The organism is Arenimonas sp., from assembly GCF_047602345.1.
GTDB lineage: Bacteria > Pseudomonadota > Gammaproteobacteria > Xanthomonadales > Xanthomonadaceae > Arenimonas.
Genome location: NZ_JASGHN010000006.1, coordinates 171,870 through 197,440 on the forward strand (window position 1 = coordinate 171,870; position 25,571 = coordinate 197,440).

The window sequence follows — 25,571 nt, forward strand, 5'->3', positions numbered from 1 at the left end:
TGCCGTGCCCCTGCGATATCGGATACCATCGCGCAAACTCCATTCCGGCAACCCCATGCGCCTGGTCGGCAAATTCCTGCTGTCATTATCGCTGCTGTCGCTCTGCGCCTGCACCACCGCCCACGTGATGGTGGGCAAGGCGCGGCCGCCGGTCCCGCCGGAACAGGTGAAGGTCTATTTCGAGCGCCCGGCGAAATACCAGGAGATCGCCATCCTGGAAGCTTCCGGCGAGATTCGCTTGCCGATTTCCAGCGGCGACAGTTCCGAGCGCATCATCGAACGACTCAAGCGCGAAGCCGGCGCGCTCGGCGCCAACGGTCTGTTCCTGTGGGGTTTGCGCGAACAACCGGCCGGCGGAGTCGGCGCAGGCAACTATCGCGCCGGCGTGGGCGTGGGCTTCAAGCGCGATTCGGGCATGGCGCTGGCGGTATACGTCGAAGAAGCGCCGTAGCGCTTCTCGACGTCCGTACCATCAGCGTTTCACATCCGCCGTAACTGGCGCACTCGCGGCCGATGCATTTCCGGCCGCATCGAACGCGATGATCGCGTAGCTCCACACTCCCTTGCCGGGCGCGTCGCTGTAGGTCGGCGTGGGCACCGTGGCGATCAACGCGCCATTGCGCAGAACGCGATAGCCCGCGACGCCGGTGCCGCCATCGCTCGATGCATTCCAGCTCAGCTTCACCTTGTTCACCAGCACCGATGCTTTCAGATTGCTCGGTACGGTCGGCGGCGTGGTATCGCCACCACCGGCGGAAACGTTCACGATCGTCGTCGCGTTGGCCTGGACCGCCGAATGGCTGCCATCGGCTACGGTCGCGATGCTGATGGGATAAGTGGCGTTGGATGCGCCCGTCGGTGCGCTCACCACGAGCGTCGCGACCGAGCTCGCTCCGGGAGCCGGACTCAAGCTGGAGGGCGTGAGGGTTCGACTCCAACCGCTTGGCACGGCCGAAGACAATCCGAAGGCGCTCGCAGCGCAGACGCTGCTGTCCTGATTCGTCACGTTGACCGAGTAGGACGCCGAGCCCGGCAGGGCGGTCAATGTTTGCGATGCCGGCGTGATGGAAACGAGCGGCGCCGCACGAACGCAAGTGCCGCCACCGCTGATGGCGACGACCATCTTGCCGCTGACCCTGCTTTGCACATGACTGGCGTCGCCGGCGCTCCCGGCATTGAACGTATAGGTCCCGTCGGTGGCGGTCGCCGGGGCGTTCACTTTCACCACCGCGCTGGTCCAGGCCCCTGGGGACAGCGCCGCCGTCGACGGCGTCACCGAGCCGCTCCACTTGACCGGAACCTGCGCGGTCAGATTGAAAGTCGTGGCCGGGCAGAACTGCGAATCGGTATTGGTGATCGTCAAGGTGTAGTCGCGCGATGCTGGCACCGCATTCACGGTCTGCGACGCCGGCGTCATCGACACGAAGGGCTTGTTGCGCGTGCAGGGCGGCGTTGGGATGTTGATGACCACCGTAGCAGGCGTGGAAACCGCCGCATGCATCGCATCCGCTGTCGTGGTGGCCTTGATCGGATAGCTGCCGTTCGAAGCGCCCGCCGGCGGAGAAAAACTCATGGAAAACGGCATGCTGCCGCTCGGCAGCAGCGAAACGAGATCCGAGCCAAAGGGGCTGTTGGGCGGCTTGCTCACGACAGCGACTGTCCAGCCCCCGGGCGCCTCGCCGATGAGCCGGAAATTGCTGGGCCCACAATCGGTGGAATCCTTGTTGGTCAACGTCGCCTGGAACACGGCGGTTCCCTGCGCGGTGAGCGTGACGGAAGAGGGCTGCAGGCCGAGCACCGGGGCCGCGCGCGTGCAGCTCAGCGTGACTCCTTTCTCGACCTTCGCCACGACGCCGTCGCCGTTATGCGAAAGCTGGGTAATCCGCAGGCCATTCGCAGGATCGGCGAATATCTGGCCGTCGCCCAATGAAGTGATGAATCGGGTCTCGCCACCGGGTTGGTAACGATGCACCGCCGTCCGGTGAACGAAGATGTCGTCGCCGGGCATGCTGAAATCGTAACCTTCGTCCAGGCGCGTGCTCAGGTAGTAGGGGCTGCCCGTCGACACGGAGATCTTCAACGCCTGCGGATTGGCGGCGACCTGGCGCTCGATGGCCGTGATGGCATAACTGCCCGTGCTCGCCACGGTCGCGAGCCGTCCTCCAATCCAGCCCATCTGTTCGCGATGAGGCGCATTGAACTCGCGGAACCCCCACGGAGACGTCGGCTCCACCGGATCGGATACGTCGGAGCCATCCGTGGTGCCATCGTTGTTCGTGTCCGACACGGCATGCAGCATGCCGAGGTTGTGCCCCATGGCATGGGCGAACTGATCGTAATTGTCGCAGGCGCTTACTTCGGGCCCTTTTATCCACGAGCGACAGGTCGTACCGGCCGCGCAGGCCTGATAGGCCTGCACTGCCCACGCACAGCCCACGTTCGGCGGCAGGATGTAATAGCGATGCTGGTAGGAAGACAGGTTGAGTCCAGCGGCCGCGGCCTGTGCGTCGGCCGCCGCCGCCCACGCTTCTTCCTTGCAGACGCCACCGATATCCAATGCCGCCTCCGCCACGGAAACCCGACGGATGTCCGTGCTGGAGCCTGGATAGCCGATGCCCGAGATTCCGACGGCTCCATAGGAATTCGCCGTCATGAACGAATCGAGGCTGTCGAGATCCAGGCTGTACATGCGATCGGCCAATTTCGCCACGCAGTTGCTGTTCGAACCGTGCGTTGTTCCTTGTCCATCGACGATATCGACGACGATGCCGGCGACTTTTCGCGAACTCGTCGCCGCCAGCGGCTGGGCAGGCGAAATCACCGAATAGCCCGCCGATCCACGCAACAGCTCGAAGCGATCACCACGTGCTTCGCCCTTCGCGCGTATCGTCGCGCCGGTGCGGAGCACGGACATCTGCAAGCCATCGAGGCGCAGTTCGATGCGCCGCTTGTCCGCAGTCAGCAGGTAGTAACGATACTCGCCGCCGATCTTCGATCCGGTGTCCCGAGCCACGACTTGCACGCGACCGGTCAACTCTTGGACGCCCGCCTGGCAGGTGGCCGCGAAAGCCGAGAGCGCGAGCACGAGCGCAATCCCCGTCCTGCCTCGACCTAGCCGCTTACCCATCCTGTCGATCATGGCGATCCCCGCGGGGCGCTTGCCCCTTCCCTATCGGCATTCTGCTACGACCGGGGCGCTACGTCAGCCATGGGCCCGATGCAGGCCCCCGAACTGCCTAGCAGTTCATGTACTTCCAGTTCCTGTGCTTGCCCTCGGCCATCCACTCGACCGCCTGCGCCAGTCTTTTTGCACGGGTTTCCTCCCGCTTGGCCTCGACGATCCAGTCGATGTATTCGCGTCGCGCACTGGGGCTGAAGGCCTCGAACGTGGCCAGCGCCTTCCTGTTCTTCTTCAGTGCCGCCTGCAGGTCGTCCGGCACGGCGGCGGCGGGCTTCGCCGCCTTCTTGCGCGCTGCCGGCGCCTTGACGCCCTGCTCGTTGAGTTTCATCGCCTTCTTGATGAGCGCAACGAGTTCCTTCTTCGTCGGCAAGTCCTTCAGCGAAGTCATCTTGCCGAAACTGCCCATGCCATCGCGCGGATTGCCCTCGCCCATCACCAGCGCGTGCTTCCAGAATCCGAAAGAGACATGTTGCTTGAACGCCGCCATGCCGCAGAGGATGCCGCCGGCGTAGTCGAAGTTCGGCATGCTCCACTTCAACGACTCTTCGGCCTCGGGGCAGGCCTCGTGCACGATCTCGCGCAGGCGATGGAGGATCGGCCGGGCGAACTCGGCCGATTTCTCGATATAGGCGTCGATGCGCGGATCGTGCTGGCCCATGCCGTGCGTTGCTCCCGAAAGCGTCGCCGGCCTCAGGCCAGCAGGTCGTCGTACTCGTGGTGCCGCTGGAAGAAGGCCGCGGCATAACTGCAGGCCGGCACGACCTTCCAGCCTTCCCTGCGCGCCGTCGCCAACGCGGCCTTCACCAGCGCGGAGGCGATGCCCTGCCCTTCGAGCGGCATCGGCACACCGGTATGGACGATGCGCATGACGCGATCCGACAGCCGGTACACCAGCTCGGATTCGAGGCCGCCGACGTCGACGTGGAAGCGCCGCGCTTCCTCATCGTGTTCGATCGCGTAATCCATGCGTTCTCCTCGATCCTGGTCGCGGCTATGCCTGCCGGTAGTTGTCCTGCATCGGGTAGCTGCGTGCGTACATGCCGAACGCGGCCGCGGCCACGAAAGCGAAGCCCGCGAAGAAGAACATCAGGAAGGCGTTCTCGCTCAAGCCGGTAGTCGCGATCTGCGCAGTCACGGCCTCGTTACGCACGGCGGCATTCGTCAACAGAACCCACAAACTGCCGAAGGTGCTGGTCAGATACCAGAAGGCCATGATCACGCCCTTCATCGCACCAGTTGCCTGGCTGTAGGCGAACTCCAGCGCCGTGGCCGATACCAGCACCTCCGCGAAGGTCAGAATCAGGTAGGGCCAGAACTGCGAAGACAGCAGCACCTGTTCGCCGCCATCCATACGCAGCTGCAGCACGCCGGCGACGATCCAGGCCAGGCCGGCGATGGCGATGCCGGCGCCCATGCGCCGCAGCGCGGTCGGCTCGAAGCCGATGCGGCGCAGGAACGGGTAAAGGATGATGTTGTTGAGCGGGATGATCAGCAACACCATGATCGGGTTGAGCGCCTGCATCTGGCCGGCGGTCTGCACGATCTTGCTCGGCCACCACCAGGCGTCGTGCGGGATCACCATGCCGTTGCCCTGCAACACCCAGGTCGAGGCCTTCTGGTCGAACAACGACCAGAATGGCGTGACCAGGGCGAACACGATGATGATGCGCAGCACCGCGCGCACGCTGTCGACCGCTTCATCCGGGTGCTGGCCGCGCGCCCGCTCGAGTTGCATCGATGTGCCGACGCCGCCGAAAGCGATCAGCACGCCCAAGGCCAGGCAGGCGGTGATCACGAAGCCGAAATCCTTCGGCCAGAAACCGATGTCGATCGGCGCGTCGAAGAGTGCGAACAGCAGCTCGATCGCCCAGCACAGAAGCATCGCCAGCGCCAAGGCGACGCCGAAACCGGCGACCGTCAGACCTGGGCGCCCCTGGCCTGCCGTCCGCGTGGTCAGGGCCGTGCGCGCGACATTGGCGAAGGAATGCGGGTCCTCGCCGCGCGTCGGCGGCACCCGCACGTACTGCTTGCGTCCCAACCAGAACAGGATCGTCGCCACGCCCATCAGGATGCCGGGGATGCCGAAGGCGATCGCCGGTCCGTAGTTGCGCAGGAACAAGGGCATCAACAGCGAGGCGAAGAACGACCCGAAGTTGATCGTCCAGTAGAAGAAATCGAAGACGATCTTGGCCAGGTGCTTGTTGTCGCGGGTGAACTGGTCGCCGACGAAGCTGACCACCAAGGGCTTGATGCCGCCGGATCCCAATGCGATCAGGAACAGTCCCGTGTAGAAGCCCGTCTTGTCGCTGTCGAACAACGCCAGACAGGCATGGCCCGCGCAATAGATCAGCGAGAACCAGAAGACGGTGTTGTACTTGCCGAAGAAGCGGTCGGACAACCAGCCGCCCAGCAGCGGAAAGAAATACACGCCGATGACGAAGCTGTGGAAGACCTCCTTCGCCATGCCTTCGCGCGTTGCTTCGGGCAGGTAGGCGAGGATCACGCTGCTGGCCAGGAACTGCACCAGGATGTTGCGCATCCCGTAGAAGCTGAAGCGCTCGCAGGCTTCGTTGCCCATGATGTAGGGGATCTGGCGCGGCAGTCGGCCGCTGCCGGCGATGGCTTCGCTCATCGGTATTCCGTATTGTGGTTTGACCGCATTCTTACGAAAAACCGGAGCGATTGCGAGTTACAAGCCGACGCGCTCGCCCTCTTCGGCCAAACGGGCGCCGGCCGCTTCGATCGCGCGCCTGGCTTCGGTTCCGGGCCACAGCGCCGGGTTCGTGTGGTTCAGGTGGATGAAGCGGACCTTGGCGCGCTGTTCGGCCGGCAAACTCGCGAACCGCGCCAGGCTGGTGCTGATGAAGGGATGCGGAAAGCCGCTCATGTCCCGCCCGGGGATCTCGCCATTGGCGTAGAAGGTTCCGTCGAGGTAGGCCACATCGACCTTGGCGATCTCGTCTTCGATGCGCGTGCCCTCGGCGTCCCACTGCGTCCAACTGTCGATATCGGGTATGAACAGCACCGATCGCTCCGGGCCCTCGATGCGATATCCCACCACCTCCGAATACTCCTGCCGATGCGGCACCGAAATCGCCGTGACCTTGAGCCGCTCGTTCAGCACGACCGGTGTGCCGGCCGACAAGGGCCGCAGCGCGATGTTCCTGTACTTCACCAACTGCTGCCACGGACCGTTGTCCTGCAGGTATCGGCTGAAACGCGGCATCGCCCAGACCGGCGTTTCGCGCGCACCGATCACCTCATGCCCGAGGTACATCAGCCCTGTGTAGTGCCCGATATGCGCATGCGTCAGGAAAATGCCATCCAGGCCCGGTCGCGACTTCGGCTTCTGCGCCGTGTCCAGTCGTTGCAGCTGTTCGGGGAAATCCGGCGTGGCGTCGAACAGCCAGCGCTGGCCGCTGACCGGATCGACCAGGCCGAGGCTGGCGACAAGTCGGCGTTTCGTCGCGTCCGTCCAGCCCGGTTCATCGGGATAACCCGCCTGCGGCGCACCGCCGTCCTGGGCTACGCCGAGCACCAGCACATAAGGCGTTGCGTTAGCGGATTCGGCGGCAGCAGCCGGAGCGTACGCGCCGGGCGCCAGCGTCAGCACCGCGGCGGCGAAAATCTTCGTGACCGGCTTCATTCGTGTTCAGGCATCCACGACCGTGCAGTTGCGGCCTTCGTGCTTGGCACAGTACAGGGCGGCATCGGCGCGCGCCAGCCAGGCCTGCCAGTCCTCGCCCTTGCGCAATGCCGCGGCGCCGATGGAAACCGTCACCTGCTCCTCGCGACAACGCAGCTTGCCGGCCACGTACTCGCGCAGATGCGAATCGATCACGCGCAAGGCTTCCACGTCGGTCGAAGGCATCAGCAGGACGAACTCCTCGCCGCCGAAGCGGAAGCAACGGTCGACCTTGCGCGTGTGCTGGCGGACCAGCTCGGCGAAGTCGACCAGGACTTCATCGCCGCATTCGTGCCCGTGCTTGTCGTTGATCTGCTTGAAGTGGTCGAGATCGAGCATGGCGAGCCCGAAAGGCGAGCCGGTTCGCTTGAAGCTTTCTACTGCGAGTTGCAGCTCGCGCACCATCGCACGGCGGTTGCCGGTGCCGGTCAGGGGGTCGAGCGTTGCCAACGCTTCGAGTTGCTGCCGTTGCGTATCGGTGCGCGAGGCGAAGACGAAGGCGATCATGCTCGTCACCGAGGCGGAAACGAGGAACATCACCAGTTGCAGGCGCGAGTCGTAGGCCTTGCCCTGCACCGTCAGGAACACCAGGGCGCTGGCCGTCAGCAGCAACGCCTGCTTGCGATCCAGCAGCAGGAAGTTGCCGACCAGGGCCGGATACATCCAGTACTGCCCGGGCGGGCCCAGCACGCTGGCGCTGAGCAGGCACCCCGCGGTGTTGACGATGGCCAGCAGCAGGCCGGCACGTTTGACGTTGCCGCTCTTCCAGGCGTTCAGGACCGCGACGACGATGCCGACGCTGATGAGCAGGTCGACGACGCCGGCGAAGGCGTTGCCGGACAGGAAGCGATAGATCGAGAACGGGATGATGCCGAGAACGGCGCAGAAGCCTAGCGACGTGATGATCGCCAGCTGGAAATCGGTGCGCATTCGCTGCAGGACTTTCCGCACGCGGCTCCCCCCGGTGCCAGGCAGTGCACGCCCGGAACCCGGGCCGCCCCAGCATACGCAAGCAGGGCGGCCCGTGCGTGAAGAAAGCGCCGGGTCGCGCCCGAGCAGGTGGCCGGACGCGTCGCGGCGTTGGCGCCTCGTCCGGCCGGGGGGCTCAGGGGGCGGCGACCTGCGTTCCGAAGATGTCCCGGAAGCGCTGCTTCTGCGCCGCGCTCGCGCTGGGGCTGGGCCGCACGTAGGACTCGTCGAACAGGAAGTTGTCCAGGCGCAGCCCGACGTCCTCGAACCAGGGTCGCGCGTCGAAATAGTCCTTGCTCTCGACGGCATGGGCGAAGAATTCGCGGAAGTCTCGCCCCGTCAACGCCTTGGCATGGCGCTCGACGTCTTCCAGCGAATAGGTCAGGCCGGGCTTGCCGAATTCGGCGTACATGGACTGGATCAACTGTGGAAGGCCGATCCGGCCATCGCTGGCCTTGCGCAACTCGACGTCCAGCGCGAAACCGGTCAGCGCGCCGCCGCCGTAGATCAGCTCGCGGTTGGGCTGCTTGTCGGCGCCGGCTTCGCGCACCGTCATGCCGAGGTGCTGGCCGATGCGGGCGAACAGATAACGCCGGGCGATGTTCTCCATGCGCCAGTGGAACCGATTTTGGTCGAGCAGGCCGTTGTTGGCCTGCGTGACCAGGGTGATGTAGTCGGTGAATCCTTCGTTGAACCACTCGTCGCGGCTGTCCTTGCGAACGAGCGACAACCCGTTCCAGAAATGCAGCAGTTCGTGCGACATCACATAGCCCCAGCCGATGCGGTTCTCCGCCGTGGCATCGCCGCTGATGAGCTGGCTGAAACTCGAGGCGTAGGCGCCGCCATCGTCCTTGCCCTGATTGACGATGATGAGATAGCGGCTGGACAGCGGGTCGCCGCCGAAATATTCGCGGTAGCTGCGCATCTGCTTGGACAACAACTCGACGAACAGGTCCTTGCTTGCGCGATAGCGCTTGCCGAGCACGAAGGTCAGTTCGACGCCGCCGACCTGCAGCGTTTCCGCCGGCGCCGTCCCGAAGAACATTGCGTTGTTGAGCAACTCGCGGCGACTCGGTACGGCGAAACGATTCTCGCCCGTCGATTGCCAGGGCGTGATGGCCTTCCAATCCTTCGGCAGTTCGAAACGGATATCGATCGCGCCCTGCATCGCATCCCCCGGCGCCAGCAGCAGCGCATACCCGGTCGACATCAGGCCTTCGTCGGTGTGGTACGCGACTTCCTCGATGCCCGCCGGCCACTCGTACTTGTCGTGTTCGAGGGCGATCTCGTAACGCAGGCGAATGCGCCCCTGCCCGCCGAGTTCGTAGTTCGCCGGCGCCGAGATCCTTGATCGCCAGTTCGCGCCCCTCGGCATCGCTGGCCCTGAGGTCGCGGATGAAATCGGCCTGACCGTTGGCATGCGTCGCGGTCGACAACACGCCGAACATGGCCAGGCTGTTGCTAGGCAGCCATAGGTCGGCCTCCACCCGCGCCCGGCTGGCGTCAGCGTCGATGCGCACGACGTAGGCATTGCCCTTGCCGTCGTAGGCGGGAGCCTGCCCACGACTCTCGCCGCCGAACAGGGCGAGGATGACGAAAGCAAGTGAAATCAGTGGTCGGGTCACGGCGAACTCCAGTCTGCGGTCAGGCACGATGGACGCGGGATCACGGTACACCGTTGCACCCAACCAATGGCACATTCCCTCGCCCCAGCCACGGTCGATGCTCGGCCGACCCCGTCGGAGGACGCCCCCATGCTTTTGTCCGCGCTGCGAAAACCGCCACTGCGCTCCCTGTTGCCCGCCGCGATGCTGATCCTCGCCTTCGCAGGTTTTTCCTTCGCGCAGGAACCGACACTGGATGAAGCCGCACTGGCGCGCAAACCGATCGAGGCCTACCTGCAAGGGCATGCACGGGCGACCCGGCCTACATGCGCGCGGCCTTCCTGCCCAGCGCGCACATCGAGGGCATGCGCGACGGCAAGTTCGTTTCATGGACGGCCTATGAATACATCTCGCGTTTCAGCGGCAAGCCCGCGGCCGACGAAGCCCGGCGCACGCGCCGCATCGACAGCGTCGAGGTCAATGGCACGGCCGGTACCGCGCGCGCCACCCTGACCTTTCCCAATGCCGTGGTCACCGACTATTTCGTGCTGCTGAAGGTCGATGGCGAATGGAAGATCGCCAACAAGGTCTACTCCTCGCAGAAGCGCTGAAATGACGGCGTTCGTAGCTCTGCGGCACCTGGCGTTGCTGCTGGCGAGTAGCCTGCCGGCGCAGACCTTCGCCGCCGAAGCGGCGAGGCCCGAACGCATCGTGCCCCGGATCGAAACGGCCGCCGACAGCGCGCAGCAATACAGCCTGTACCTGCCGCCCGATTACGATCCGGCGCGCCGCTGGCCGGTGCTGATACTGCTCGATCCACGCGGACGCGCGGAACAGACGCTGGAGATGGCGCGAGCCGGCGCCGCCGAGCATGGCTGGATCCTGATCAGTTCCTACCAGAGCCGCAGCGACGACGCCGAGTCGATCACGATCGACGCATTGCAGGCACTGCTTCGCGAGACCGGTTCGCGTTATCCCTACGACCCCAGGCGCCTGTATCTGGCCGGAATGTCCGGCACCGCCAAGACCTTGTGGGTGGTGGAAAAGCAGATGGACGGGCTGGTCGCGGGCATGGTCGGCAGCGCGGGCGGCCGACCGCCCGAGTTGGGGCGTCTGGGCAAATCGCCACCGCGTTTCTTCGGCACGACGGCGAGATACGACTTCAATTTCCAGGAGATGCACGACCTGGATGCCGCGCTGCGCAAGCAGGGAGCGCCGCACCGCCTGTACGTGACCGACGGGGGTCACGGCTGGCCCGATGCCGCCGGCTTCCGGCATGCGATCGACTGGCTGGAACTGATGGCGATGCGGGACGGCCTCGCTCCGCGACGCGAAGCCTGGATCGACGCGCAGTTCGCCGCTTCGGCCTCGGAAGCCGAAGGCATCCGCGATCCGGCCGACCGCTGGCGGCGGCTCGACCAGCTCGTCCGCGATTTCGACGGCCTGCGCGATGTCGATGCCGCGCGCCAGGAAGCCTCGGCGCTGGCCTCTGCCGAAGGGACGCGTGCGCTGTTCGCTCTCGAGAAACGTCTGCACGACGAAGAGTCGCGCTACCTGCGCGCTTTCAACGCCTGGGTCGGTCGCTACAACACGCGCCAGGTCGAAGGGCGCCGACAACCGCCGCCCGAGGTCGAGAGCAGCTTGCGCGAATTGCGCATCGCCCGATTGCAGGAACAATCGCACGATCCGGATGTACGCGTGGCCGACTCGGCCATGCGCTTGCTGCAGTCCGTTTATGCGGCGACCGCTTCCTATCTGCCGCGCGCCCAGCAACAGGCAGGCGACTTGGCGCGCGCGCGCGCCGCCCTGGCGATGGCCGTTCGCATCCTGCCCGACCGCGCCAGCGCGCATTGCCGCCTCGCCCAGGTGGAAGCCCTGTCGCGTGCCGCCGATCGTGCGTTCGACGAACTCGAACTCTGCCTGCAGCGCGGCGGCGCCGAGCAGGCGGACTTGCGCGGCGATCCCGACTGGCAGTTCCTGCGAAACGATCCGCGCTGGCCCGCGATGCTGGAAAAAGCCTCGGCGCCACCCTAGGCCGGCGCATACAGCGGGAACTCGCCGGCGATTCCTTTCAGCTTCACGCGAGCCACTTCGCTGGCGTCGGCGCCGCATTCGCGCATGAAGGCTTCGCTCATCAGCAGGCGCCGCTGCTGCAGGCTGCATTGCGATTCGATGCGCGAAGCGATGTTCACGTCGTTGCCGATCACGGTGAAATCCATCCGGCGCAGGCTGCCGATATTGCCGAACTTGAAGCGGCCGACATGCAGGCCGACGCCATGATCGAACTCGATGCCGCGCTCGCCCAGCGAGCGATTCACTTCCAGCGCCGCCGCATAGGCATTGGCGCAAGCCTGGCGCTCATTGTCCGGATTGCCGTCGGCGAAAATGGCCAGCACCGCGTCGCCGATGAATTTCAGCACTTCGCCCTGGTGCGCGTAGATGATCGGCACCAGGCATTCGTAGTATTCGTTGAGCCGCCGGATGAACTCGCTCGGCTCATAACGCTGGCTGGCGGTGGAATAGCCGCGGATGTCGGAGAACCAGATCGCGCCCTGCAGGTCGAGCATGTCGCCCGGGCGGATCTTTCCGTGCTTCACCTCCTGCCCCGGATAGCTGCCGACATAACAATCGAGCACGGTATCGAGGACCAGGTTCTTGATGGCGCCATCGAGCAGCAGGCCCAGCGAAGAGAGCGAGCATTCGACGAAATCGATCGCCTCGTCGCTGAAACCGCCGGGCGCGCGCGTCACCAGGCTCATCTGGCCGTCGACGCAGGGCAAGGGGTAGACCAAGTAGTGCGTGGCGCCCTGCCCGGCCAGGTCGTCGAGTATCGGGTATTCGTGCTTTCGTCCACGCTCCAAGCGGAAATGCAGCATGGGCAGACCCATCATCACCGGATAGAACGGGCTGCGCCTGAAGGGCTCCGTGTCCTTGGCGCCATGCGACATCATCGCCTCGTCCACCGTGCAGCCTTCCAGATGGTGCACGCGACGAAGGAACAGCGCCGGCGACGGGAAGGGACCGGGATCGCGCTCCTCGTCGTGCCAGACGTAGCGCAAGGCCTGGATCTGCGGGTGCAGGGTGAACAGCGCCAGCGTCGCGCGACTCACATCGACGCCGTTTTCCTTCATCAACCGGCCGTAGCGATGCACGATGCCGGCGATGTCGGTGCGACCGCTGGCGCCCAACGAAGCCTGCCAGCGCAGCAATTGTTCGTGCAGTGACATTCGCCGCACCGTCCGGGATCAGTCCGCCCTCCCCTGTTACGTAGGCGGAGGGCACTCCGGATGCAAACGGAAACTAGCTCGCGACGAAGGTCTTGAAGCCGCCGAAGATCATGCGCTTGCCGTCGAAGGGCAGTTTTTTCGGGTCCATGTACGTGGCGAAACGCGGATCCTTCATGACCTTGGCATTGATCCTGTCGCGCTGGGCCTTGGTCTTGTAGACGATCCAGGAAAACACCACGACCTCGTCCTTCTTCAGCTTCACGCTCTGCGGGAAGGAGGTCCATTTACCGGGCTTGACGTCGTCCTCGACGCATTCGACGTAGTCGATCGCGCCCAGCTCCCGCCAGACCTTGGCGCCCAGTCGGGCCATGCGGCGGTAAGCAGGCAGGTTCTTCTTCGGTACGGCCAGGATGAATCCATCGACGTACATGAGCGTGCTCCTTGCGAAAGGAGCTCCAGACTCCGCCGATGCCACCCAAGGGTCAAGCCCGGAACGAAATGCCGGGTGAATGCGCCGCGACTTATTCGCCGCCGGAGAAGATCGCGAAGAAGACCATGATGGCGATCAACGCACCCAACGCGGCAAAGAAGATCTTCACCCAACTCCAGGGACGCTCGCCGGCCAAGGCACCGGTGTAGCCATTCGCGACGACCTGGAAACTCTTGCTGCCATAGGTGTAACTGACCAGCCAGACCGGCACCAGGATGTGCTTGAAGGTGCGACCGCGAAAATCGGCGTCGACTCGCAGGTTGCGATAGGTATCGCCCGGCACCTGGCTGCCGCAGAGACTCTCGGTCTGGCGCCGCATGTCCTGGTCGTTGATCTCGGCGGCCTTGCGCAGATCGACGCGATAGCGCTCCACCGTCCAGCCGCGCACGAACTCCGGCGAGTACGGCTTCAGGTCGCTGACGGTCGGAAACGGTTCGATCTTGACGAGCAGATCGGCATGCACGCCTACCGTCCCGGCAACGAGCTCGTCGTCGAAGAAATGTTCGAGATGCCCCGCCGCCGGTTCCCAACGGGTGCGCTGCACCTGTCGCGTCTGCGTACGGCCGTTCTGCACATAGGTTTCGGTTTCGTAGTAGTGATAACCCGCTTCGGCCGTCCAATCCGCGCTGACATGCGCGTCGAAGGTCCAGTACGGCAGGTAGATGCCGTGCAGCGTGTCGGTGAGGGCCGCGGTCTTCAATCGGTTGGGCGCGAACCAGCGACTGCCGTACCACTTGCGGATCAAGTCGCGCACCTGGCCATCGCTGATCTTGAACGGCAGCAGGCTCTGCGGCGTGATCGCGTCCTTCATGCCTTCGTGCGGAATGATGGCCGGCGATCCGCAGAATTCGCAGCGCTGCGCCACCTTGCCGTCGACGAAGACCGATATCGCGCGGCAGCTCTGGCACTGCATTTCCCGCCGATCGGCGCCCCAGTCGCGCCCTGCTTTCGGAATCAGCAAGGCGGCGACGAGATCGTTCTCGACGATACTGGTCCCGGGATCGGCGGCGGCGGCCGGCGACCAGGGCACGACGGTGCCGCAGTACGGGCAGGCCAGCGACTGCTTGCCAGGGTTCCAGACCAGATCCCCGCCGCATTCCGGACAGGGATGCTTGCCGATCACGATGTCAGGGGCGGTTTCGCTCACGTCGGTTCAACGCCGCCTGCGAGACGCCGTCCGCATCGCTGCTCACCCACGCAGGAACTCGTCCAGCGACACCTTGGCGATGCGCCAGGCGTTGCCGATCTTGCGCGCCTTCAGGTCGCCGGCATTGATCGAAGCCATGACGTCTTCGACCGAAACGCCAAGCAGCTGCGCCGCCTGCTCCGGCGTCAGCACGTCGGGCGTCGTCGCCGCGGTCGGCGCGGAGGCCGCGGCCGGCGCCTGCTGCTGCATGCCCTTCAACATTTCCTGCGCCATACCGAAGCCCAGGCCCATCTGCGCGGCGGCGGCGCCGGCACCGCCGCCATCGCCGCCCATCGTCATCGACTGGCCCATCTGGTACTTCACGTAATCGTTGAGATTGCCGATGGCGCCCATGCTCGAACGCTTGTCGATGGCTTGCTCGACCTCCGGCGGCACCGAGACGTTCTCGAGCACGAAGCTGGTGATCTCCAGGCCGTACTTCGACGTCACCGCCGGATTGATGATCGGCAACAGGGCCTCGCCCATCTCGCCATAACGCGACGCCACGTCGAGCGCGGGCACGTTGGCCGTGGCCAGCGCGTCGGTGAAGATGCTGACGATGCGCGAACGCATCGTGTCGGCGAATTCGTCCAGGCGGAAATTCTGGTCGGTGCCGGCGACTTCCTTCAGGAACTTCGGTACGTCGACGATGCGGAAATCGTAGGTGCCGAAGGCGCGCAGGCGCACGATGCCGAAATCCTTGTCGCGCATCATCACCGGATTCGAGGTGCCCCACTTGTTGCCGGTGAACAGCCGCGTATTGACGTAGTAGACATCGCACTTGAACGGCGAGTTGAAACCGTATTTCCAGCCGAGGATGGTCGACAGGATCGGGATGTTCTCGGTACTCAGCGTGTGCTTGCCGGGACCGAAGGCGTCGGCGTACTTGCCGGCGGCCACGAACTGCACCTGCTGCGACTCGCGCACGATCAGCTGGGCGCCGTTCTTGATTTCCTTGTCGTCGTCCGGATAGCGGTACGACAGCGTGTCGCGGGAGTCGTCGGTCCACTCGATGATCTCGAGCAGTTCGCCCTTGATGAAATTCAGGATGCTCATGGCCTTTCCTTTGCGATGGAGCCCGGGCCTCTTCGGCACCGGGAAAGCGGATGTTAGGGCAAGTCGGGTTAAGGGATTTTTACGCGGGAGTATCGGCGGTAGGCCATGGAATCGCGATGCGTTCGATCCGCGCCTGGCAGTAAGGGCAGTTCACCGGCTGCCCGCCGCCATCGAGACGCAGATCCGCGCCGCAACCGCTGCAATCGATCCGGCGATCCATCAGCAGGCGGTGCCCGCAGGCTTCGCAGACGGCACGGCGCGCGCCCTCGACCGCGACAACCTCGGCCTTGCAGTGACCGCAATGGGCCAGTCCCGTGGGCGCGCTTTCCGCGCTCCGGTACTCCTGCGTCAGACCGGTGCGCTCGAGCAGGCGCTGTGCGCTGGCCTCGTCCAGGTACGGCAACCAGCCCTGGACGAACATCGCCTGCGACATGCGCAGCTGCAGGGGTGCGGGCGCCTCGTCCGGGTGGGGCGGCAGCTGCGACAACACCGCATCGGAGACCAGGTAGGACAGGCTCGCGTGCACCGCCTGGTACAGGCGCTCGAAACTCGCGCTTTCCACCTGGGCCGTGCCGCGCGCGCTCGTCGTCCATTGGAGGGCGGCGATGGCGTGGTTCATCGCTTCGCCGATCCGGGCCGCTTCCGCGTCGAACGCGGCGAACGTCGCCGCGTGGGCCAGGTGCGCGACATACGCCCGTCGGTAGTCCGGGTCGCCGACGCGCACCGGCACCGAGTTCGGGCAAGCCGTCACCCAGGCATCGAACAGTTGCAACTGGATGTCCCGAAAGGCTTCGCGATCGCCCGCGGCCTGCGCTTTCGCCAGCTTCGGCGCCAGTCGTTCCTGCAGGTTGCGATAGACGGGCCCGGGCATCTGCATCGGCTGTTCGCAGGCCTTGCGGAAATCGTAGTCGGCCAGCGCGCCGCAGGCATCGCAGTAGACATAAGCCGTCGCCGCAGGCCGTGTCTTCGGCGTACCGCAGGCAGGGCAGCGACTGGCGAGGTAACGCGTCGTGGCTGGCGTCGCTTCAGTCATGCACGCTTCCCCGACCGGGCGAGCGTCTCATCGTCGCGAGCCCGGGCTGGCACGCGTCACCAGCTCCAGCTCGCCCAACACTTCGAGCTGTGCGCCGTCCTCGACCTGCACGCTGCCTTCCACCTGGACCCGACCGCCGCGGCCGATGGTCACATTGGCTCCCGAGCCGATGACCAGTTTCGGACCCGTTTCGGCCTTTCGACGATAGGTACTGCCGCAGTAGTTGCAGCGCAGCAAGCCATCCGAGTCCGTCTGGAACCGGGCGGCGCCACAGTGAACGCACTGGAATTTGTCGAGAGCGCTCACGGTCGGCCTATTGCCCGAGCCGCCGCCAACCGCGTGCCTCCATGCAGGCCTCGAAGGCTTTTTCGCGCTCGCTGGCAGCGGTGACGGCATCGGCCTGCGCGCGGCAGGCATCACGGGCGCCATCGAAAGGTTCGGCGCCCTCACCGGTCCAGCCGGGATGCATGCCACCCGTGGCGCAGCCGGCGACGCAGAGCAGGAACACAGGCAAGAGCAGGATCGATCGCATCCGTGAGTCCTCCGGAGGGGGTAACCGAAAGATAGCCGGTTCAGGCTCGGGCGGCATCCCTGTTCCGATACCTGACCGATAACTGAACCCTGTATTTCAGCTTGTCAACGGAAGCTGCTAGCCTCAAAAGCCCCCCCACCCGCCGACATCCCCCTATGTCCCTCTGGAAAGACAACGCTTCCGCCAAACCGAGCCCAGCCGCCATGCCCGACAATCGCGAACCCGCAAAATTCGACACGCCGGCCCGTAGCGATTCGCCGGCCCCGGTTTCCTATTCCGAACCCCAGCCCGTGCGCAAGGAATCGGTGATCGCTTCCGACATCACGATCGAAGGCAAGATCGAAGGTGGCGGCAGCGTGCGCATCGCCGGCAAATTCAAGGGCGACGTCAACGTTCAGGGCGACCTGACGATCGAAGCCGGCGCCAAGCTCACCGGCGGCGTTCGCGCCAACAAGGTGATGATCGCCGGCGAACTCGAAGGAAATATCGAAGGCGCCGTTCGCGTCGACCTGCAGGCCAGCGGCGTGATCGCCGGCGACGTCAAAGCCGGCACGCTGACGGTCGCCCCCGGTGCGCGCATGCGCGGCAATGCGGTGTTCGGCTGGGAGGACGACAAGTCTTCGAAGTCGTCCGCGCCGAACGGCAGCGGCAAGCTGTCGGTGCATAGCGGCGGGCTGGAGTCCGGCGCCGCGTCATGAGCGCCCCTCGCCCCGGCACTCCCGGAGCGACCCGCGAGTGCGCGCACTGTAAGGAAACCGTGCTCGAAAGCGCGACGGTCTGCCCCGCCTGCCGTCACCACCTGCGTTTCGACCCCACCGGCAAGGCGCCGGTCGCCACGGCCACGCCCTTGCATATCGAAGGCAACCTCGTGCATCCGGACGATGGACAGTCCTGGGAGTACACGGTGGTCGTTTCGATCCGCAACCAGCGCGGCGACGAGATCGCGCGTCGCCTGGTCGGCGTCGGCGCGATGGCTCCGAACGAACAGCGCAGCTTCAGCCTGTCGGTCGAGATGAGCCCCGCCCCCGGCAAGCCGGGCGGCAAGGGCACGCGGCACTAAGCGAGTCCGGCGAACGGCAAGACCGTTCGCCGGCCATTCCCTATCGCCATCAGGTCGCGCGCAACCGCCGCGCGACGGGCGCCATTGACCCCAATGCATGATCGGCCGCCATTCAGTGCCTGCAGGTCGGGGGTATCGTCCTCCAGCGCCTTCATGGCTTCCGCATTCTTGCGCTTCCATTCGCGCAGTTCCTCTTCGCTCATCATTTCTTCGGCGCTGCCGATTTCGATGACGCCGCGCGAGGCGGCCGGGCCCTCGGCCGGAACGGTCTCGCCGCCGGTGCGCGCTGCCTGACGCGGCCGCTTGACGATGCGTTCGGGCAAGGCTGCCGCTTCGTTCTTCTTTTCCTCGATCGCCGCGCCCTGCAAAGCGGGCTTGGGCAACAACATCGACATCATCTCGCGATGCAGATACCAGACCCCCAACGCCACCAGCACCAGAGCGGCGGCCCCCAGAGAAAGCCACAGCGCCTTCCGATTCGACGACGGCGCATCGTCTTTCGGCTCCAGCCCGTCGATGGTCGCGCCCTCGAGCGTGCCGGGAATATCGATGCGCCGGATCGGCACGACATCCTGCTCGTCCGGCAGCATCGCGCCCAGTCGACGCCGCAGCTCGTCGCCACCCAGCAATTCGATCGCCGGCACCTTGGCCGCCGCATCGCGCGCATGCGAAGTGAAGTCGCCGGCGGTCACCAGCACAGCGCCGTCCGCCCCCTCCGTCGCCATCAGTCCGATCAGCTCGTGCACGGCGTTGTGCGTGACCTGGTGTGTGTTCCAGTGCTTGCATTGCACCATCACCGTGCGGCCATCGCGCTGAAGCCTCATATCCAGCGCCACCTCGGGGCGCGCGCCGGGATGGCCGTGCCCGATATGTTCGACCTGCCAGCCTTCGCGCCGATAGTGCTCGGCCAGCAGCCTTTCGAAATCGCGCCAGCTCAATCGCGACATTCCGTGGTCAGAACCTGCATTCATGCCTCGAGTCCTTCGCATCAACAGGATTTCGGAACCAACCATACCGCCGATGAACTAACGCCGTCTTCACTGCCTCTTTTCAGGGGCCGTTCAATCCGGCGGGACTGCAATCGGAAGGCATCGGACGGGACGGAACCCATGAACACTCTTGCCGCACGAACTCGGGTCTGGCCGTCCATATTGGCGGCGGCGCTCGGCCTGGCTTCGATGGCCTGCAGCAATGGTGCCGGTTCGTCCACGCAGGCCGGCGTCGGGCCCAATCCCATGCTGCCGCCACCGGACAAACAATTGATACCCACGGTGAAGGTTGCTGAAGCGGTCGGCTGGCCGGCCGGTCTTGCTCCCAAGCCGGTTCCCGGGACGAAGGTTCAGCGTTTCGCCGAAGGCCTGGATCATCCTCGCTGGCTCTACGTGTTGCCGAACGGTGACGTCCTCGTCGCGGAGACCAATGCACCGCCGAAACCCGACGATGGCAAAGGCATCAAGGGTTTTTTCATGAAACGCGCGATGAAGAAGGCCGGCGCCGGCACGCCCAGCGCCAATCGCATCACCTTGCTTCGCGATGCCGACGGCGACGGCAAAGCCGAAACGCGCAGCGTCTTCCTTGCAGGATTGAACTCGCCCTTCGGCATGGCGCTGGTCGGCGACTGGCTGTACGTCGCCAACACGGATTCGGTAGTGCGTTTTCCCTATCGCAATGGAGCCGTCCGCATCGAGGCTGCAGGCAGCAAGCTGGTCGACCTGCCCGGTGGGCGCCTGAATCATCATTGGACGAAGAATCTGATCGCCAGCCGCGATGGCAGGAAGCTCTATGCGTCGGTCGGCTCAAACAGCAACGTCGGTGAGAACGGCATGGAGGTTGAGCGCGGACGTGCCGCCATTTGGGAAATCGACGTCGCCAGCGGCGCTAGCCGCGAATTCGCTACCGGCCTGCGGAATCCGGTCGGCATGGCCTGGCAGCCCGATACCGGCATGCTGTGGACGGTAGTCAACGAACGCGACGAGCTCGGCGACGATCTCGTGCCCGACTACATGACCTCCGTGCGTGATGGCGGGTTCTACGGTTGGCCCTACAGTTATTTTGGACCGCACGTGGACCAACGCGTGAAGCCGCAGAGGCCCGATCTGGTGACGAAGGCGATCATGCCGGACTATGCATTGGGTGCGCATACCGCCTCGCTCGGGCTGACGTCTGCCGCCGGGAACGCCCTACCCGCTCGCTTCGCCAACGGCATGTTCATCGGTCAGCATGGTTCCTGGAACCGCGATCCGCCCAGCGGCTATCGCGTCGTCTTCGTGCCGTTCAAGGCCGGCAACCCATCAGGCCTGCCGGAAGAGGTGCTTGGCGGCTTCCTCGGACCGCAGGGGCAGGCCTTTGGCCGCCCGGTCGGCGTTGCGATCGACAAACGCGGCGGTCTGCTGGTCGCCGACGATGTCGGCAATATCGTCTGGCGCGTCGATTGAGCGCGGGCCAGCCGGGGCGGTCCCGCCCCCGATTCGCCAATAAGTAGACGATAAGTAGGTGCGACCACCGCACTCTGGCGCCATGCAGACGGCGCGCAGCAGTGGGCATTGCGACGCCGCCCCCGAGCCCACGAACAGATAGCGGAGTCACCATGAAATGCCGTACATCCGTCCCGGCGCTGGTCGCCGGACTCGCGATCGCCTGCGCGGGATTCGCCCTGCCCTCGGAATCCGTCGCGGCGGATGCGGTCGTCATCACCGGCTGGGGCCATGATTGCAGCTACACGGCGCTGGTAAGGGAAGCCGATGGCGATCGCGCCGTAGTGCACGTCGATGCCTATCCCTGGTGCCGTCGCGCGGTCGCAGGCTACTACGCCTATCAGTACGCCTGGGCCTATCCCTGGTACGTCGCGCCGCCGCCCGTGGCCGGTGCGGTCTATGGCCCCTACGGCGCGGCCGTCTGGGGGCCGTATGGCGGCGTCGCCGCAACGACCGGCACGCGCTATTACCACTACGACGATGTCTGGGGCGCGACGCGTGCCGGCGCCGCCTACAACCCGTGGACGGGAAACGCAGCCGCGGGCCAGACGAAAGCCGCCTACAACGCGGCAACAGGCACGTACGCGGTCGGGCAACGCGGTGGCGTGGCCAACGCCTACACCGGCGACTATGCCTATGGCGAACGCGGCGCGGTCTACAATGAAAACACCGGCGCGGCCGCGGCAGGAAGCCACGGCACCATCGGCAATGCCTACACCGGCAACGAAGCGCAAGTCGGCCGTGGTGCGGTCTACAACCCGAACACCGGTGAAGTTTCTACCGCGGCCGGTATCCATACCGACAACGGCAGCGTCGTTCGCGTGAACGACGAGGTCTACGTCGGCCACGACGGCAACGTGCAGCAGGTCGAACCGGGAAGCCACGGCAAGCAAGGATCGTCATCGTCCGCCGCTACGCGCACGGCGACTTCTTCGAACAACGCGCAGGGCACGTCATCCTCCACGGCCGCGCGCAACGGCAGCTACGGCGGTCAGAACGCACAATCCACGGCGCCCGCCCGCAATACGAGTACGGGTACGACCCATGGTCAGGCGGCGAATGGCCAGGCCCCGAACGCATCGGGAACCAGCCGAAACCCGGCCGGCCAGGCGCCGAACGCGACGCGCAAGCGGCCCGAAGGCCTGCAACGCCCGGAAGGATTGCGACGTCCCGAAGGCGGCGCGCCCAAGCGACCGGAGCGCAGCGGCAGCCGCCCGACGCGGCGGCGCTGACCTTCCTGCGACGCTCTTGCGCTGGCGCGCATCCTCGGATGAAACAGCCCGGGGATCGCGCCATGTTTCGTCGAATACCTTCCGCCATCGTGCTCTGCCTGTTCCTGGCGATCGTCTCGATCTGGGCGGTGGCCGCCGACAAGCCCATCGGACTGACGCGCGTGGAAGGCCTGCTGCAGGCACTGGACGCCTCGCAAGAGGAAAGGCGCGCCTTCATCGCCGAAAACTTTGCGCCGAAGAGGCTGGAAAAAAACGGCGGCGAGGATCTCATCGCTTTCTTCGATCGCCTGCGCGAGGACATCGGCGACGAACCGCCGCTGTCGATCACGCCGAAGCCCGACCGCGTGGAGGTGCGCGTGGCGGCGCCTTCCGGCGACCGCATGCTCCTGACCGTCCTGTTGAGTCCGGCGCCGGAATCGAAGATCGCCGGCTTCCTGCTCGATGCCGACGAACCACCTCCCGCCCCGGTAGCCGCGGTCAGCGAGGCGGACCTGCCGGACGCCATCGCCGAAGCCATGGCGGAGCGGAACACGGACTTCTCGGGCGCGGTGATCGTCGCCAAGGACGGCAAGCCGATATTCGCGCAGGCCTACGGTTTCGCGGATCGCGCCAAGCAGCGACGCAATACGCTGGACACGCCCTTCAACCTCGCCTCCAACAACAAGATGTTCACGGCCCTGGTGATCGCAAGACTCGCCGAACAGGGCAAGCTCCAGTACGAAGACAAGGTAGGCCGCTTCCTGCCAGACTGGCCGCAGGCCGATGTCCGCGACAAGGTCAGCATCGCCCACCTGCTCAATCACAGCTCCGGATTGGGCGAGTTCTGGGGGCCGAAGTACGCCGAACGCCGCGGCGAGTTGGACACCGTCGCGGAATACGCGCAGCTTTTCTCCGACGAGGCGCCGGCGAGCACGCCAGGACAGGAATTCCGCTATTCGAACAACGGTTACGTGCTGCTCGGTCTCATCGCCGAACGCATCACCGGGAAGGACTACTACCAACTGGTACGCGAAACCGTGTATGGACCCGCCGGCATGAGCCGCAGCGAACACTACGCCAATGCCGACGAGGGCAGCGGACGCGCCGTCGGCTACCTGCGCGATGGCGAAGCGAACACGGGCGGCCTGGCGTTGCGCGGCTCGCCCGCCGGCGGCGGTTATGCCTCGGCCAACGACCTGCTGAAGTTCTCAGCGGCGCTGCAGGCTGGCCGCATCGTCAAACCCGAAACCCTGGCGCGAATGACGCGCGGCGACATCGAGATGGGCCCGGACATGAAGTACGGCTTCGGCTTCGGCGTAAGCGAGGGCAAGGAAAAACACTACGGCCACGATGGCGGCGCCCCGGGTATCAACGCCTCGTTCGAAGTGTTTCCGGAGTCCGGCTACGCGGTGATCGTGCTGTCGAACCTGGATCGCGGATCGCAGGCGACGGCGCAACACCTGGGAAGCATGATCCTGGCGCGCCGCTAGGCGTTTTCCCGCGTTCCTGTGGAATCGAAGACGGGCAGGAATACAAGCCATGGAAGCGTCGCGAACAACAACATCCACCAGACGGCGAGCGGAACGCCTTCGACGGCGGGCAGTTCGAACAGTTTGATGCCTTGCACGCCGGCGTGCAGCAGGGCCGGCGCCCAGACCGTTCCGCCACCGGCATCGAAAAGCTTCGCCAGCGGGAACGTCGTCACGATGGACAGACCCAGCGACGCCGCTGCGATCGCGAAAGGCAGGGTCAGGAACAACAACAGGTGCACCAGCACGAAAGGAAGCAGGGAGCGCAGCGCCGCCGGCCAGAAGGCATGTCGCTCGCGATAGTGGCGATACAGATAACCCCGGAACAACGTTTCTTCCGCCAGGCCGCCCTGTAGGAACATACCCAGCGCCAGCCAGGGCCAGGCATCGATCAGGCGCAAACCGACCCCGCATTGCCGAACGATGAACGCGAAGCCCGCGCCGACCAGGACAAGAACGAATAGCGCCGCGCAGATCGCCCGCCACGACGGACGCCCGAAACCCAAGGCGCGCCACGCATCGCGCGCCGGCCGACCATGCAGCCATCGTTCGACCAGCAGCAAGGCGCCGACGACGAGAATGAGGACGGCCCATCCGGCCTCGCCTCGCATGCTTCCCAGCAGCGACGCCGAGCCATGGAACAAGGCCCAAACCAGCAGCACGCCAAGATATATCGGCCAAGCCTGCATTGCTGCGCCCATTCGGCCCCTTGGAGAATCGTTGTCGCCTGGCTCAGCGCAACTGGCTGTCTTTGCTGCCGCGCCGGTTGTAGCCGCTGGCGATGCCCGCTTCGCGGTCCTGCGCTTCCTGGCAGGGAACGCATAGGCGCACGCCCGGCATGGCCTTGCGACGCGCTTCGGGAATCGGCGCCTCGCATTCCTCGCAATGCGAACGCCCCGGCCCCTGCGGTAAGCGGCTGCGCGCCCGTTTGATGCCGTCCTTCACCGTGGCATCGATTTGATCCTGTACGGCGCCATCGCCGGCCCAACCCGTAGCCATTGCGTTCTCCTGAGTTGATGGCAAGTGGTTCGTGATTGATGGTGAAAGCAGAGCCCAGCGCCTCGGCACCATCAACCATCAATCACGAACCACTCACCCTGCATCACTTGCGACAACCGATCCGAAGGATTTCCCGGCGATCTATTTACCGCCCGTCATCAACGCTTCCTTGACGTCGACCGGGAAAGCGATATGGGGTGCGATCTGGTCGGCATGCTCGTTGAAGAAGGCGCAAGTTCCCTCCAGCGGGATGCCATTGCTGGTAGCGACGTCCTGCATGTCCACGGCGACGATGTCCAGCATGCCGTCCTGCGACATCGCCCATAGCGAGCGCGAATCGGCGCCATTGGCGGCGAAGACCGCTTCGGCTCGCGCCAGTTCGACCGCATTGTGCTCGGTGAACACGTCGGCGAAGTGCGAGATGTCCACGCCGCGTTCGCGACACCAGGCCACCCTCGCCTTGGTGTTCATGTAAAGGAACCCGAAAAAGGTTTCCGCAGCCGCCAATGCCTTGGCGTCAGCGCCTTCGGCCGCCTTGAGCTTTTTCGCGGTCATGGCCAGACCGGCCTCGCGCAGGGCGTCGGACCGCGGCATGCCCTCCTTCTTCGCGGCCTCGGCCTGCAAGGCCGCGTACTCTTCGTCGTACGAGTCCTTGCTCCAGCGCGTCTGCGCCTGCCGGTACAGCAGCAGGCTGCCGGTGACGGCGATGACCAGCACCAGGATCAGGATGAGGAGGATCGGTTTCTTCATATGACTAGACGCTGGCGAGGACGGCATCGATGCCGAACGACCCGGCGATTACTCCTTCTTCGCGCAGGCCGCGTCTATGCGGCCATGCAATTCCTGATCCAGCTTGCCGGCCTTGTCCTTGGCGAGAAGATCGTCGAAATACGGATTCTTCGCCGACGGATCCTTCTTCAGTATCGCCGCGTAGGCCTTGAGGGCGCTGCGCACGCCGGCGATCTGCACCGCGTGCTTGTCCTTGGCCTGGTCCGGATGTTCGATCTGGAAAGCGGCGTTGCCGAACGTGTATTGGAGAACAAGTGCGCCGGCATGCGGCGTATCCCGTTCTTGTGCAGACGGCCACAGCAGGCCCAGACATATGTCGACATAGACGTCGGGGCTGTCCGTCGCCCACTTGAGCAACCAGCTGCGCATGCTCTTGTCCTTGTCCATCGAGGGATCGGCTTCGAGGCTGCGCGTCATGCGTACGAACTTCTGCGCGTCGGTTTCGACCGCCTTGCCGCCCTGCGCGAGCGCCATCACGGATCCGAATGCCAGGAACAGGGGCAACAAATTCGCAACGAACTTCATCGGGCGCTCCCATCGATGGAT

At 65.1% G+C, this 25,571-nt stretch carries 26 protein-coding genes and 1 pseudogene; 8 read left to right on the top strand and 19 right to left on the bottom strand.

The annotated features are described in order from the left end of the window. Positions 1–55 precede the first annotated feature (55 nt). Entirely contained in the window at positions 56–451 is a 396-nt protein-coding gene (locus tag QM707_RS05285; RefSeq protein WP_415000815.1) for a hypothetical protein, read from the top strand. A 21-nt stretch (positions 452–472) separates the two neighbouring features. Here the strand turns inward: QM707_RS05285 and QM707_RS05290 are convergent, their stop codons facing one another. The 7 genes from QM707_RS05290 to QM707_RS05320 form a co-directional block, all read right to left on the bottom strand. Next, on the bottom strand, positions 473–3,139 hold the full coding sequence (locus QM707_RS05290) for a hypothetical protein (protein WP_415000816.1): 2,667 nt from the start codon (positions 3,137–3,139) through the stop codon (positions 473–475). Positions 3,140–3,236: 97 nt separating this feature from the next. Beyond that, positions 3,237–3,839 (bottom strand): YdeI/OmpD-associated family protein, encoded by a 603-nt coding sequence (locus tag QM707_RS05295; RefSeq protein ID WP_415000817.1) that lies wholly within the window; start codon positions 3,837–3,839, stop codon positions 3,237–3,239. A gap of 32 nt (positions 3,840–3,871) precedes the next feature. Beyond that, positions 3,872–4,147 (bottom strand): GNAT family N-acetyltransferase, encoded by a 276-nt coding sequence (locus tag QM707_RS05300; protein WP_415000818.1) that lies wholly within the window; start codon positions 4,145–4,147, stop codon positions 3,872–3,874. Between the two features lie 25 nt (positions 4,148–4,172). Beyond that, complete coding sequence (locus QM707_RS05305; RefSeq protein ID WP_415000819.1) at positions 4,173–5,813, bottom strand: MFS transporter; 1,641 nt, start codon at positions 5,811–5,813, stop codon at positions 4,173–4,175. 57 nt (positions 5,814–5,870) lie between these two features. Further along, the gene (locus tag QM707_RS05310) at positions 5,871–6,827 is read right to left on the bottom strand and encodes an MBL fold metallo-hydrolase (protein ID WP_415000820.1); all 957 of its coding nucleotides are present in this window, start codon (positions 6,825–6,827) and stop codon (positions 5,871–5,873) included. Between the two features lie 6 nt (positions 6,828–6,833). Continuing rightward, positions 6,834–7,817: a GGDEF domain-containing protein gene (locus QM707_RS05315; RefSeq protein WP_415000821.1), complete on the bottom strand. Its 984-nt coding sequence runs from the start codon at positions 7,815–7,817 to the stop codon at positions 6,834–6,836. A gap of 154 nt (positions 7,818–7,971) precedes the next feature. Continuing rightward, complete coding sequence (locus QM707_RS05320; RefSeq protein WP_415000822.1) at positions 7,972–9,210, bottom strand: hypothetical protein; 1,239 nt, start codon at positions 9,208–9,210, stop codon at positions 7,972–7,974. 546 nt (positions 9,211–9,756) lie between these two features. Between QM707_RS05320 and QM707_RS05325 the strand changes: the two are divergent. After that, positions 9,757–10,050: pseudogene (locus tag QM707_RS05325) on the top strand (nuclear transport factor 2 family protein); the annotation flags it as partial. Position 10,051: 1 nt separating this feature from the next. Then, complete coding sequence (locus QM707_RS05330; RefSeq protein ID WP_415000823.1) at positions 10,052–11,473, top strand: hypothetical protein; 1,422 nt, start codon at positions 10,052–10,054, stop codon at positions 11,471–11,473. Here the strand turns inward: QM707_RS05330 and QM707_RS05335 are convergent. The 7 genes from QM707_RS05335 to QM707_RS05365 all read right to left on the bottom strand — a co-directional run bounded on the left by QM707_RS05335 (position 11,470) and on the right by QM707_RS05365 (position 16,963). Then, positions 11,470–12,666: an adenylate/guanylate cyclase domain-containing protein gene (locus tag QM707_RS05335; RefSeq protein WP_415000824.1), complete on the bottom strand. Its 1,197-nt coding sequence runs from the start codon at positions 12,664–12,666 to the stop codon at positions 11,470–11,472. The genes QM707_RS05330 and QM707_RS05335 overlap by 4 nt on opposite strands. A 73-nt stretch (positions 12,667–12,739) precedes the next feature. Then, complete coding sequence (locus QM707_RS05340; protein WP_415000825.1) at positions 12,740–13,096, bottom strand: DUF1428 domain-containing protein; 357 nt, start codon at positions 13,094–13,096, stop codon at positions 12,740–12,742. A 91-nt stretch (positions 13,097–13,187) separates the two neighbouring features. Beyond that, complete coding sequence (locus tag QM707_RS05345; protein ID WP_415000826.1) at positions 13,188–14,303, bottom strand: hypothetical protein; 1,116 nt, start codon at positions 14,301–14,303, stop codon at positions 13,188–13,190. A 42-nt stretch (positions 14,304–14,345) separates the two neighbouring features. Then, on the bottom strand, positions 14,346–15,398 hold the full coding sequence (locus tag QM707_RS05350; protein ID WP_415000827.1) for an SPFH domain-containing protein: 1,053 nt from the start codon (positions 15,396–15,398) through the stop codon (positions 14,346–14,348). A 79-nt stretch (positions 15,399–15,477) separates the two neighbouring features. Next, positions 15,478–16,431, bottom strand: coding sequence for a hypothetical protein (locus QM707_RS05355; RefSeq protein WP_415000828.1), 954 nt, complete (start codon positions 16,429–16,431; stop codon positions 15,478–15,480). A 27-nt stretch (positions 16,432–16,458) separates the two neighbouring features. Beyond that, positions 16,459–16,737: a hypothetical protein gene (locus QM707_RS05360; RefSeq protein ID WP_415000829.1), complete on the bottom strand. Its 279-nt coding sequence runs from the start codon at positions 16,735–16,737 to the stop codon at positions 16,459–16,461. 7 nt (positions 16,738–16,744) lie between these two features. Beyond that, positions 16,745–16,963, bottom strand: a complete 219-nt coding sequence (locus tag QM707_RS05365) for a hypothetical protein (protein ID WP_415000830.1) — start codon at positions 16,961–16,963, stop codon at positions 16,745–16,747. 155 nt (positions 16,964–17,118) lie between these two features. Here QM707_RS05365 and QM707_RS05370 point away from each other — a divergent pair, with 155 nt between their 5' ends. Beyond that, a complete protein-coding gene (locus QM707_RS05370; RefSeq protein ID WP_415000831.1) occupies positions 17,119–17,661 on the top strand; it encodes a bactofilin family protein in 543 nt (180 codons plus the stop codon). Next, positions 17,658–18,023 carry a hypothetical protein gene (locus QM707_RS05375; RefSeq protein ID WP_415000832.1) on the top strand — a complete coding sequence of 122 codons (366 nt, stop codon included), beginning with the start codon at positions 17,658–17,660 and terminating at the stop codon, positions 18,021–18,023. Before QM707_RS05370 ends, QM707_RS05375 begins: the two co-directional genes overlap by 4 nt. On the opposite strand, the gene QM707_RS05380 is transcribed toward QM707_RS05375, so the two are convergent. Beyond that, entirely contained in the window at positions 18,020–18,994 is a 975-nt protein-coding gene (locus QM707_RS05380; RefSeq protein ID WP_415000833.1) for a restriction endonuclease, read from the bottom strand. The two genes, QM707_RS05375 and QM707_RS05380, sit on opposite strands and share 4 nt — an antisense overlap. Positions 18,995–19,132: 138 nt before the next feature. Between QM707_RS05380 and QM707_RS05385 the strand changes: the two genes are divergently transcribed. The 3 genes from QM707_RS05385 to QM707_RS05395 all read left to right on the top strand — a co-directional run bounded on the left by QM707_RS05385 (position 19,133) and on the right by QM707_RS05395 (position 23,198). Then, the gene (locus QM707_RS05385; RefSeq protein WP_415000834.1) at positions 19,133–20,458 is read left to right on the top strand and encodes a PQQ-dependent sugar dehydrogenase; all 1,326 of its coding nucleotides are present in this window, start codon (positions 19,133–19,135) and stop codon (positions 20,456–20,458) included. Between the two features lie 152 nt (positions 20,459–20,610). Continuing rightward, the gene (locus QM707_RS05390) at positions 20,611–21,729 is read left to right on the top strand and encodes a hypothetical protein (RefSeq protein ID WP_415000835.1); all 1,119 of its coding nucleotides are present in this window, start codon (positions 20,611–20,613) and stop codon (positions 21,727–21,729) included. 62 nt (positions 21,730–21,791) lie between these two features. Next, the gene (locus tag QM707_RS05395) at positions 21,792–23,198 is read left to right on the top strand and encodes a serine hydrolase domain-containing protein (RefSeq protein WP_415000836.1); all 1,407 of its coding nucleotides are present in this window, start codon (positions 21,792–21,794) and stop codon (positions 23,196–23,198) included. Here QM707_RS05395 and QM707_RS05400 read toward each other — a convergent pair. From QM707_RS05400 to QM707_RS05415, 4 genes are all read right to left on the bottom strand, one after another. Beyond that, positions 23,195–23,938, bottom strand: a complete 744-nt coding sequence (locus tag QM707_RS05400) for a type II CAAX prenyl endopeptidase Rce1 family protein (RefSeq protein WP_415000837.1) — start codon at positions 23,936–23,938, stop codon at positions 23,195–23,197. The genes QM707_RS05395 and QM707_RS05400 overlap by 4 nt on opposite strands. Before the next feature lie 31 nt (positions 23,939–23,969). Beyond that, complete coding sequence (locus tag QM707_RS05405) at positions 23,970–24,236, bottom strand: DksA/TraR family C4-type zinc finger protein (RefSeq protein ID WP_415000838.1); 267 nt, start codon at positions 24,234–24,236, stop codon at positions 23,970–23,972. 141 nt (positions 24,237–24,377) lie between these two features. Beyond that, the gene (locus tag QM707_RS05410) at positions 24,378–24,986 is read right to left on the bottom strand and encodes a hypothetical protein (RefSeq protein ID WP_415000839.1); all 609 of its coding nucleotides are present in this window, start codon (positions 24,984–24,986) and stop codon (positions 24,378–24,380) included. 48 nt (positions 24,987–25,034) lie between these two features. Next, positions 25,035–25,550: a hypothetical protein gene (locus QM707_RS05415; RefSeq protein ID WP_415000840.1), complete on the bottom strand. Its 516-nt coding sequence runs from the start codon at positions 25,548–25,550 to the stop codon at positions 25,035–25,037. Between the last annotated feature and the right edge of the window lie 21 nt (positions 25,551–25,571).